General features: G+C 39.5%; 8 protein-coding genes. 6 read left to right on the top strand and 2 right to left on the bottom strand.

What is annotated here, in order from left to right; translation table 11 throughout:
• Positions 1–41: 41 nt before the first annotated feature.
• From GJU39_RS22365 to GJU39_RS22345, 5 genes are all read left to right on the top strand, one after another.
• On the top strand, positions 42–722 hold the full coding sequence (locus GJU39_RS22365) for a hypothetical protein (RefSeq protein ID WP_154283224.1): 681 nt from the start codon (positions 42–44) through the stop codon (positions 720–722).
• 1 nt (position 723) lies between these two features.
• Positions 724–1,956 (top strand): hypothetical protein, encoded by a 1,233-nt coding sequence (locus GJU39_RS22360; RefSeq protein WP_154283223.1) that lies wholly within the window; start codon positions 724–726, stop codon positions 1,954–1,956.
• A gap of 138 nt (positions 1,957–2,094) precedes the next feature.
• The gene (locus GJU39_RS22355) at positions 2,095–5,670 is read left to right on the top strand and encodes a hypothetical protein (protein WP_154283222.1); all 3,576 of its coding nucleotides are present in this window, start codon (positions 2,095–2,097) and stop codon (positions 5,668–5,670) included.
• A gap of 6 nt (positions 5,671–5,676) precedes the next feature.
• Complete coding sequence (locus tag GJU39_RS22350) at positions 5,677–9,183, top strand: DUF6443 domain-containing protein (RefSeq protein ID WP_154283221.1); 3,507 nt, start codon at positions 5,677–5,679, stop codon at positions 9,181–9,183.
• A 5-nt stretch (positions 9,184–9,188) separates the two neighbouring features.
• Positions 9,189–9,443 carry an Imm32 family immunity protein gene (locus GJU39_RS22345; protein ID WP_154283220.1) on the top strand — a complete coding sequence of 85 codons (255 nt, stop codon included), beginning with the start codon at positions 9,189–9,191 and terminating at the stop codon, positions 9,441–9,443.
• On the opposite strand, the gene GJU39_RS22340 is transcribed toward GJU39_RS22345, so the two are convergent.
• Together GJU39_RS22340 and GJU39_RS22335 are read right to left on the bottom strand one after the other, a co-directional pair.
• On the bottom strand, positions 9,431–9,856 hold the full coding sequence (locus GJU39_RS22340; protein WP_154283219.1) for a hypothetical protein: 426 nt from the start codon (positions 9,854–9,856) through the stop codon (positions 9,431–9,433). The two genes, GJU39_RS22345 and GJU39_RS22340, sit on opposite strands and share 13 nt — an antisense overlap.
• Positions 9,846–10,019, bottom strand: a complete 174-nt coding sequence (locus tag GJU39_RS22335) for a hypothetical protein (RefSeq protein ID WP_154283218.1) — start codon at positions 10,017–10,019, stop codon at positions 9,846–9,848. The genes GJU39_RS22340 and GJU39_RS22335 overlap by 11 nt, the downstream gene beginning before the upstream one ends.
• 231 nt (positions 10,020–10,250) lie before the next feature.
• Here GJU39_RS22335 and GJU39_RS22330 point away from each other — a divergent pair, with 231 nt between their 5' ends.
• Positions 10,251–10,661, top strand: coding sequence for a hypothetical protein (locus GJU39_RS22330; RefSeq protein WP_154283217.1), 411 nt, complete (start codon positions 10,251–10,253; stop codon positions 10,659–10,661).
• Positions 10,662–10,716: the final 55 nt, after the last annotated feature.

The following is a 10,716-nucleotide window of genomic DNA, read 5'->3' as shown; positions in this document are numbered from 1 at the left end:
GGACCTTATTAAATTAACTCGGCTAAGGGGGGCTTTTTAAAGTGGTGAAGAGGGGTCAATTTGAAGCGGTTTATCCACCAAGTGCTAAAATCAGTTTCAATGATGTAAATGATGGGTCAGACGGAGCAGATGGGATTACATGGTTTAGTTCAAATGCATTGAACTATGGAATTTATCGAACGCCTGGTCCATGGATTTCGCCAACTTATCAACAATTAAAATTTCAATGGGATACAGGTATTATAATTAATCCTGGAATTCATTATCAAAACAGTTACGTTGATATTCAAGGCGGTGGTTTAAGGGTTACATCTGGAAATGTGGGCATCGGAACAACTACGCCAGGGGAAAAACTTTCCGTAAACGGCAACATCCGTTCAAAAGAAGTAAAAGTCGAAGCTGAAAACTGGCCCGACTATGTATTTATGCCAAACTATCAACTCCCTACACTCACCCAAATTGAGGAACAGATTAAACTCAAGGGCCATCTTCCGGATATGCCATCGGCGAAAGATGTGGAACTAAACGGAATTGCATTAGGCGAAATGAATAAGCTTTTATTGAAAAAAGTGGAAGAGTTGACGTTGCATCTGATTAGTCAAAATAAAACTATTACAACCCTAAACAGCGAAAATGAGCTTCTTAAAATGCAGCACAAGCAAAATGAAAGTCAGATTTCAGAAATCATTAACAGAATAAAAAACCTAGAAAAAAATCAATAATATGAAGAAAGCCTTACTTACCGTATTGGTGTCTTTGACCGCTATTCTGGCGAAAGCGCAACTGGGGGCCAACCAAGGAGATGTTTACGAAATTTCAAATAATAGCGGTAATATAATCAGCAACACTGTAATGCACAAAATCTGGCTTTACCGCAATTCAGCCGGAAGCGACTGGTACTCTGCATCTGTGCATGATGGGATTGCAGTAGATCTTTCCTTTTTGGAACCAGGAATAAGCACCAGGGCATGGTGGGAACGTAATCCGCGAACGGGCGAACAAAGATGGGGTAACTCCGGACAAACCTGGTTAACACTTTCGGATGCTAAGTTAGGGATAGGCACCAATGTACCAACAGCCCCTTTACAGATCATGAGTTTGGGTGGCGATAGCAGGCCAGGAGGTGTTAATGCTGCGAGTGCGAGTACCTTGAAATTAAGCAGGGCTGGAACACCATTCCACGCTTTTCCAGAATCTGCAGAATTTAGGATAGGGCACGGCAGTCCAACATTATCAGGCAGTCAGCTGGATTTGTATCTGAATGGTGCGGCCAATAATACTGATATGCCTGATCAGCAGGTGATGACCTGGCTTTACAACGGACACGTAGGTATCGGCCGAACAGATCCAGGAGCTAATCTTCATATCCAAAACTTGGTTGGAAGTAGACCAGGTGGGGTTAATGCGCCAACGATTCCCGTTCTCCGGATGGGAAGAGCGGGTACGCAAAGTTATTCATATTCAGAGTCGGCAGAGTTCCGGATTGGGCATGGGGGCAGCAACGTTTGGGGCAGTCAGCTGGATCTTTACATTAATGGTGGTGCGAATCAAACTGAAACTCCTGATCAACAGGTAATGACCTGGCAATATAATGGGAATGTTGGTATAGGTACAGCAACGCCTGCGGAACGTCTTTCTGTAAACGGTAACATCCGTTCAAAAGAAATTAAGGTAGATTCAGAAAACTGGCCGGATTACGTATTTCTACCGGATTATCAATTGCCTTCACTTACTCAAATTGAGCAACAGATTAAATTGAAGGGACATCTTCCGGATATGCCATCGGCGAAAGAAGTGGAGTTAAACGGAATTGCCTTAGGTGAAATGAATAAGCTTTTATTAAAAAAGGTGGAAGAGTTGACGTTGCATTTGATTGAGAAGGAAAAGCAATTAGAGAACCAAAATGAACGACTAGTTGAGATTGAACGAAAGTTTGAAAAGTTTTCAAAAAAATAAGTGATGAAGAAAACAATTAGATTATTCAACAGGGGACTTTTCTATGCCTTTCGTAGTGTAGACATCTCCTTACAAATAATTTTTATATAACTGACTAATCTAAATAAATAAATGAATTTAAGGCTATATTATTACTCAATGAAACATTCAATTAAAAGTAAAGTTGTTCACAAATCAATCCCCTGTACGTCGATAAATCCCAAACTTTGTACCATTTTACAGATTGGTATATTTCAACTATTTTTAGCAATCACGACTTGTTCATTTGCATTTGGACAAACAAGTCAGACTAAAGTTAATTTTAGTACACCAGAGGTTACAGCATTTAATCGTTCGATCGAAACTCCGGTATCATTATATACAGGTGTACCAAGCATAAGTATTCCTTTATATGAAATTAATATTAAAGGAGTATCCGTACCTGTTACATTAGATTACCATGCAGGTGGGATTAGAGTTGACCAAGAGGCAACATGGGTAGGCTTAGGGTGGACTTTAAATTATGGCGGTGAAATTAGCAGAAAAGTTCGCGGAATTGCGGATGAATTATTTTACTTAAATACCAATACTGTAAGCCAATTTATGAATTTGCCTACTAAAGAACTAACTCCAAATCCAGACGCGGTGATGAGAGTTGAAAAAGTTCAAAGCGCAAAGTATGGTAAGAGTGATCTTATGCCTGACGAATTTTACTACTCTGTGTTGGGTTATTCTGGTAAATTCATCTATAGCCAGGCACAAAACAAGTTTATTATGTTTCCTAAAGAAGATATTGACGTTCAAAAACGTTCTACTTTATATAAAGATGCAGATTTATATCAATGGGATTTGAAATTACCTAATGGGGTCTCCGTAGATTTTGGAAAGGAAGGGTATAGTGCATCGCAAATCCCTGGAATTGCTCGGTCAGTCAGAAATAGCTGGCAAATCAAATCTATAAGGAATAACTTTCAAGATAGCATTGTATATAACTATGAAAATTTCAATTATTACACTCTTAAAATGTCAGGATCGTATTATAAGTTTGATACTCAAAATGGCCATAGTAGTGGAACAGATCTTTCATATATAAATATGCTTGATAGTCGGCTCAAAACAATCAATTTTCCAGGTGGAAGAATTGAATTATTGACAGTTGCAAGAGAGGACATGCCTTCCGAGGCACTGAGTGAGATTAAAATTTTTGATGCTAATAATGTCCTCATAAAAAATATCAAGTTTAATTATAGCTATTTTTTTGGAGATGCCTTCAATGTTCTTCCGATCTTAAATTTTGCAGATATAAGAACTAGCGATAACTATCAGTTTAAACGGCTTAAACTTGAAAGCGTCGATATCGTAGCTGATAATAAAGAACCCCTCAAGTATGCATTTGATTATTATACAACCAGTCAGATGCCGTCCAAATATACTTTCTCTCAAGATCACTATGGTTTTTATAATGCTATTGATAATAATCGCCAGAACGGTTTCATTCCTACCCTTGAAAACTACTATACAGGTGGAGATAGAAGAGTAAAAGCAGAATCTAGTAAGACATTCTCACTTAAAAGTGTTACCTATCCAGAAAAGGGAAAGACAGAATTTATTTATGAGGGTAATAGTTCAGGAGTTATGAATATTCCTGGGGCACTTCTTGCAAACTATCAAGATGATAACTTCTTAGAAAAGTATGCAGCTATATCTGTAAGTAGTTATAGTAGGAACACCAGTTACCCATCGCCCGATGAAACAAGAAGCGGTGTTCGATATTTTCGAAAGCAGTTTACAGTTGGAGATGCAGGTTATACGGATACAAAAAAAAATTTTATTATAAATACTAATTTTGGAATCTCAAGTTTAGAAGCACCACTTCCTTTTTTTGCAAATAATGTAGAATTTAAATTAGAACGGATCAATCCAGATAACAGCAGGTTTGTTGTTCAGAGATTTAATACAACCGAGAGCAATTATAACGGCTCAGGCAGTTCACCTAGAAAGGGGGTATATGAACAAATGGTAGGTTTGAGTTTTGGTAATTATGAAATGACAGTGGCTATCACTTACGCAAATCAACCAAATACACCTGCAGATAACCAGCCTTACAACTTAAGTTTCTTTATTAAATGGCGGGAAATGGATCCTAATAAAAAGGCTGTTAGCGTTGGTGGCTTACGCGTTAAAAATATCAATTATTTCGACAACAACAATACCTTAGTAAAAACAAAAAGCTTTTCCTATGTTAACCCTGATGTTTTTCCATCAGTGTCTAATTACACCTCAGGTCAGGTTATTTCATTTCCTCAGTACTTCGAAAACAGATTGAGAAAAATCTATGGCCAAAGTCAGCGGCCGGACTACTATGCTTGGATAAGTTATTTTTCATCTAACTCAATATTGCCTCTTGAAACGACCTCGGGATCAGTGGCCGGGTATGAATATGTTGACGAACTAGATATGAGTATTGGCGATCAAAGCCAGGCTTTCAAGACCCGCTCACACTTTTCCTTTGATCGGCCGTATTTTAGTCAGTTTCATGCTAATACAACAAAGGGATTACTAGAATCTAAAGAATGGACTAGGGGAAAACTTTTAGATAGATCTTTTTTTAGAGACAATCAGATAATTAAAAAAGAAGTATTTGATTATTACATTAAATCACCCCATCTTCAGAATGTCGAAGATGAAGATTATGTGGAGGAAGTGAATACCAATCTCATAAGTTTTCAAGAGTTAAACTATGCATGTCAGTGTTCTACGGATTTTCCTGAAGATTTTTACGATACAGATGGAGGAAGAGATAATTGTGTTTATTATTATTATTCGCCATTTAACAATCACATTATTACTACCGCGGGTAAACCAGTAGATGGGATTATTTCAGGTCTAACCTGTGATATGACTACTAAAGTGCCCTACTTTAAAATATCCACTGGATTTGATAAGCTGAAATCAAAGATAACAACCTTGTTTGATAACCTGCAAACACCATCCATCTATAAAGAGGAATATTCATTTGAAGGTACACCTGTTCATCACCAATTAACTAAACAATCTAGTTCAAATAGCAAAGAAATATCTACTGAAACAGTATTTAAATATCCGCAAGACTTGATGCTTTCAGGTAGTGAAGAACAAGCAAGGCAGGAATTAATCAAAAAGCATCAAATAGACATTAAGTTAAGCCAAAATCACATTGCTAATGGAAGTGAGGATTTATCGAAGACAGAGTTTTATTATAACTCATCAACTGGTATTATCACTCCAAGATTTAGTATGACTAATTCAGGTAATAATGGCAGCCTGGAAATACGGCAGGACTTTTCAAAATTTGATTATAAAGGTAATCTGCAAGAGGTAAGCACCAAGTTAGGAGCTAAAACAGTTTATTTATATAGTTATAATTATCAGTATCCTATAGCTGAAATAAAAAATGCTGATTATCAATCAGTAGAGACAATTTTAGGTGGACCGACAAATATCAACAACATTGCCGCAGCTAATCCCACTAATGTAGAAATTGTCAATTGGATAAATTTACTAAGGAATTCACCCAATCTAAAAGATGCTCATATCAGTTCATATACCTACAAGCCACTTGTGGGGATGACTAGCCAGACCGATCCAAAGGGTATGACGACTTACTATGAATACGATGAATTCCAGCGGTTAAAGAATGTGAAGGACCAGAACGGTAATATCCTTAAAAATAGCACTTACCACTACAAAAACTAACGCTCGATGAAAACATATATTAAATATTTGATCGCAGGATTTTTCCTGTTCATAGGTTTCCAGCAAGCAAGCGCCCAGTTGGTGCTAAACCAATATAACAATGAATCTCAAATCAGTGCGCCTAGTAGTGTGACTTTAACCAATGGTTTTCACGCGACAGGCAATGTTCGTATTTTTACCACCGGAGTCAGCTACCAGAACTGTCTTTCACAGGTTTCTTTGCCGAGCAATGACCAGAACTATATCCTTAGCCGCACCTTCAAGGTACCCGTAAGTGATGCTACATTGGGCAATAGCCGTAACCTGTGCGAAGAAAACCAGGTCATCCAATATTTCGATGGCCTTGGCCGCCCTTTACAAACGGTTCAGGTAAACGGGAGTTTAGCGGGCCATGATTTGGTTCAGCCTTTTGCTTATGATGCCTTTGGTCGTGAAGCGATAAAGTATCAGCCCTATTCGGTATGGGATAATAAAGGTGCTTACCGTGCTGATGCCATTGGAGGCCAGGCGGGCTATTATGCCAGTCCACCTTCAGGGATCAAGGCTACGGGGACGCCGTTCGCATTAACCATTTTTGAGCCCAGCCCGCTAAACCGTGTTCAGGAACAGGGCGCTCCGGGCGATGCCTGGCAGCCTGTGGCGAACAGCAACACCGGGCATACGGTAAAAATAGAATATGGAACTAATACCGGAAATGATGTGAGGTTGTGGACCATTACTGCCGATGGTGCCTCAACTAATGATAATCAATACTATCAGCAAGGGAAGCTCTACAAAACCACCACAAAGGATGAAAACTGGAAGGAGCTTGATGGTAAGGCAGGTACCACAGATGAATTCAAGGATTTCGAAGGGCGTGTGGTATTGAAAAAAGTCTGGGGAACCAATGAAAGGGGACTTTGTACCTATTATGTTTATGATGACCTGGGTAATCTGAGGTACGTACTGCCTCCGGCTGTTAACGAGGGAACGGATCGTTTTTCCCCTGCATTAAGCAGTTTCACTGAAAGCCAGGATGAATTCCATTATTATATCTATGCTTACCGTTATGATGGAAGGAAACGGGTAACCGGGAAAAAGATCCCGGGCAAGGGCTGGGAGTTTATGGTTTACAATTTACTGGACCAGGTGGTGATGAGTCAGGATGGTAACCAGCGGAACAAAACCCCGCAGGAATGGACTTTCAGTAAATATGATGCTTTGGGCAGGGTAGTGATAACGGGTTTATATAATTTTAATTCAGCTGGTGCCGATGGAAATCTGGCTAATCCGGAACGGGCCCATAAAGAATGGCTGCAAAGCTATGCAAACGGGCAAAGTGAATTATGGGAAGCCAGGGACAATAATGTTGCGGTAACCGGATACACCAGCAGGGCAATGCCACAGGGTGATATATCCGCTTACCTGAGCGTAAACTATTATGATGATTATGATTTTTTAGGTGGAAATACCTTTAGCTTCAGCGGAGCAAGCCAGAAGACCAAAGGGCTTGGTACAGGGAGCAAAGTAAATGTGCTGGGCAGTGCGGACATGCTGCTGAGTGAAAGCTTTTATGATGAGGAGGGCAGGGTAGTGAAAAGTTTTAGCCAGCATTATCTTTCCGGCACAATCGACCCTTCGAATTATGATGAGATTACCAACGCCTATAGTTTTGTAGGGGAACTGACCTCCAGTTTGAGGAACCACCACACCACGGCCGGAAATACCCAAATTGCTAATCGGTATGAATATGACCATATGGGCCGGAAGCTGGCCAGCTTTGAAGAGATCAATGGTAAAGGAGAAGTGGTGTTATCCAAACTGGATTATAATGAACTTGGTCAGTTGAAGAACAAAAGCCAGCATAGTGATGATAAAATCAACTTTCTACAGGCTACTGGCTTTGCCTATAATGAAAGAGGATGGCTGAAAAGCAGCATCAATGGCCAGTTTAGCATGCAGCTGGATTATAATGAAAACGGGAGCGGTTTGTATAATGGAAACATCGGCAGGCAATCCTGGTCAACGGATGCCAATCCCTTGTCTTCCGGCCTCGCTATGAATTATGGCTACGATAAACTGAACCGATTAACCAGTTCAATCGGTACAGGGATCACGATGAATGAAACGATTGCCTATGACGTGCTGGGCAATATTGACAGGTTCCAGCGGAATGACGGTACCGATAATAAATACCATTACCATGGCAGCCAGTTGTGGTTTGCAGCAGAGGTGACCAATGGATACGATTATGATCAGAACGGGAACGCGGTAATTGACGGGCGAACGGGATTTCATTTTGATTACAATGTGTTGAACCTACCAAAGCAGGTTAGGGGTACAAATAACCAAGATCTGGTTGCGGGCTATACTTATGATGCTACAGGAAGCAAACTTAAAAAGATAACGTCTGCAGGAACCATCAACTATATTGACGGCATCCAATATAAAACAGATAATAGTATCGATTTTATCCAGACAGAAGAAGGCTTGGCCAGAAACAATGGCAGTGGCAATTACAGTTACGAATATAATCTTTCAGACCATTTGGGTAATGTACGGACAACTTTTTACAAAAACCCAAGTACAAACCAACTGGAGGTATTACAGCGAGATGACTACTACGCTTTTGGTCTAAGAAATAGCACACAATCCGGAAATAATAAATATCTTTATAACGGCAAGGAATTGCAGGAAGAGTTAGGACAGTATGATTATGGCGCCAGGTTCTATGACCCGGTGATTGGAAGGTGGAATGCGATTGACCCCTTGGCGGAACTTTCAAGGAGATATAGCCCATATACCTACGGTAATAATAATCCAATTCGTTTTATAGATCCTGATGGAATGATGACCACAGATGCTGATGGCAGTAAACATTCGGATAATGCGGAAGAAGCTCAGGCAATGTTTAGGCAATTACAAGGCCAATCTTCTTCTAAGCAAAATGGCGACGATGATTGGTTGCAAAAATTACTTGCAGCATTAGGTTTTGGTCTTAAGAATGGTCCAAGGAGTACAGATGATGCAAAAAAAATCTCGGAAAATTGGGAGCCTTTCGACCAATTAGCAAAGCGAGCAAATCATGCAGATGAAGAAGTAAGCGATATGTTTGTTATTGGAGGTTTATACCAAGTGATGAAATACAGCACGGGTACTTTCTCTAATCGACCAAGCTATTTTGCTGCTGCTATGGGTTTAACATCAGCAAGTGTTGATGCACTAGGAGCATTTGAGCTTACAGCAGGTATTAAATCTCTAGCCGAACTTGGCTTGAAAGATGGATTAAAAAAATCAGCTAACGATGTATTAGAACTTGCCCAAAAATTTTTGGGGAAAGGTTATAAAGAAGCTGTACCTGGAAGCGGTAGATTTATTTCAGCTGATGGGAAACGTGTATTTAGAATGGGAACTAGTGATATAACTGGAGCGCATGGAGGGGGGCCGCATGTAAACTTTGAAACCCTTGTGCCTAATCCTGCAAAACCAGGAAAACAGATGGTAAAAGACAACTTTCATATTTTTTTAAAATAACTAAGATGGAAATTAAATTAGAAATTCCTGAATACACTGGTGAGGGAATAATATACGAATGGGAATATGGTTTCGAAATAAAACCAATAATTACTAATGGTGAAATTTTGATAACAGCTAACAGAGCTGGATTAATATCTCTCGCCAGACAATTGTTGACTCTTGCACAGGAAGATATTCCTGTCAATTTTCACTTACACTATGATTCAGATAATTCGCTTGAGGAAGGATCGAATGAATTAATAATTCAAAAAATATGAAGTACACACTGTCTCCGAACTGTTCTTAGTATCTTGCTAAGAACAAAATGTAACTTACATAACAAAGTCCGGCAGTTTAAAAGCTTGCTGGGCTTTGTTATTTCTGTACTAATCCAAGTTTGATTAGTCTGGCTTTTATTCATCGTAATACGGGAATGGAGTCTGACGAGTTCTATAACCTTGGAGCCATTACTAAAGCGTTCTGCAAACAATTCATCTTCCTCTTCACCCCATGCTAAACCCTGGTTTCCTTTTTCGGCGAGGGCTTCGAGTAGGTTAATTGCAAAGAATAGCGCCCTGATGATTTCAGGCTGGTTGTAGGGGCTGTCTTCAGGGAATACTTCGCCCGTTACGGGGTCGGTGCCAGCGGCCAGCGCTTGGAGAATCTCTAAATGCCTGTTGTTATCCTGCATAGGCTTTACCGGTTTTAGCATCGCGTATGATTGCGTTTGCCAGGAAAAGGAGTTTGTCCTTAATGGATGGTTCGAGTTCCTCTATCTCGTCAATAAGCTTTAGTGTCTGTTTGTCAAAGCCTGTTTTGCCGCCTTCCCCAAGCTGGCGCACGCGCAATGTCATTAAGTTAAGGAAATAAGCAATTGATTATCAATTAATTAGCTTGTTTTTTAATTATATATTTCGTATATTTAATTCATAATCAATTAGTTAAAGTGCAAAAAAAACTCATTTTTAATTACAGAAAAATTGAGGGAGACGATTTTCAGTAAGGAACTTGCTCTTAAGTTTAAGATGAAGGAACAAGACTTTACCAGGAACAGAAAACAACCTTTTAGCTCAACATTATTGTTTATGTTCAATTTGTTAAGACGAAGCCTGGCTATTGAAATAGATGGTTTTGTACGCTATTTGAACGGATGTTTTTCTTCCGGAATTGTCCGTTCTTTTACTGCAAGTGCATTTATCCAGAACCGTAAAAAGATAGATCCGGAAGTTTTCAGTCATCTTTCAGGGGTAATCATTGATAACTTTTACACCACAGGTAATGAGGCTTTAAATTATTTGAATGGGATTAGGGTATTGGCGGTTGATGGCTCGAGGCTTACCTTACCCTGTACTGCAGAACTAAAAAAGTACTACGGGATATCAAAAAATCAGTATCAGGTTGAAATTGTTCAAGCAAGAGTATCGGTGTTGTATGATGTCTTAAACGGTCTGGCATTAGATGCTACCCTGGATAGTGAAGTTGCTACATTTGACTAGAGGGATTTAGTCGTCAGATTTAGAAAGAAACTTTTAAATTTGAATATATGGGCAG

The sequence above is a fragment of the Pedobacter petrophilus genome, assembly GCF_009674725.1.
Lineage (GTDB): Bacteria > Bacteroidota > Bacteroidia > Sphingobacteriales > Sphingobacteriaceae > Pedobacter > Pedobacter petrophilus.
The sequence above is the reverse complement of the archived record's forward strand: the minus strand, read 5'-3'. Positions and strand labels throughout refer to the sequence as shown.

What these genes read in the sequence shown, in the direction of transcription:
- GJU39_RS22345 (WP_154283220.1), top strand. Translation starts at nt 9,189, where the DNA reads ATGGAAATTAAATTAGAAATTCCTGAATACACTGGTGAGGGAATAATA.
- GJU39_RS22330 (WP_154283217.1), top strand. Translation starts at nt 10,251, where the DNA reads ATGTTCAATTTGTTAAGACGAAGCCTGGCTATTGAAATAGATGGTTTT.
- GJU39_RS22350 (WP_154283221.1), top strand. Translation starts at nt 5,677, where the DNA reads ATGAAAACATATATTAAATATTTGATCGCAGGATTTTTCCTGTTCATA.
- GJU39_RS22360 (WP_154283223.1), top strand. Translation starts at nt 724, where the DNA reads ATGAAGAAAGCCTTACTTACCGTATTGGTGTCTTTGACCGCTATTCTG.
- GJU39_RS22335 (WP_154283218.1), bottom strand. Translation starts at nt 10,019, where the DNA reads ATGACATTGCGCGTGCGCCAGCTTGGGGAAGGCGGCAAAACAGGCTTT.
- GJU39_RS22355 (WP_154283222.1), top strand. Translation starts at nt 2,095, where the DNA reads ATGAAACATTCAATTAAAAGTAAAGTTGTTCACAAATCAATCCCCTGT.
- GJU39_RS22340 (WP_154283219.1), bottom strand. Translation starts at nt 9,856, where the DNA reads ATGCAGGATAACAACAGGCATTTAGAGATTCTCCAAGCGCTGGCCGCT.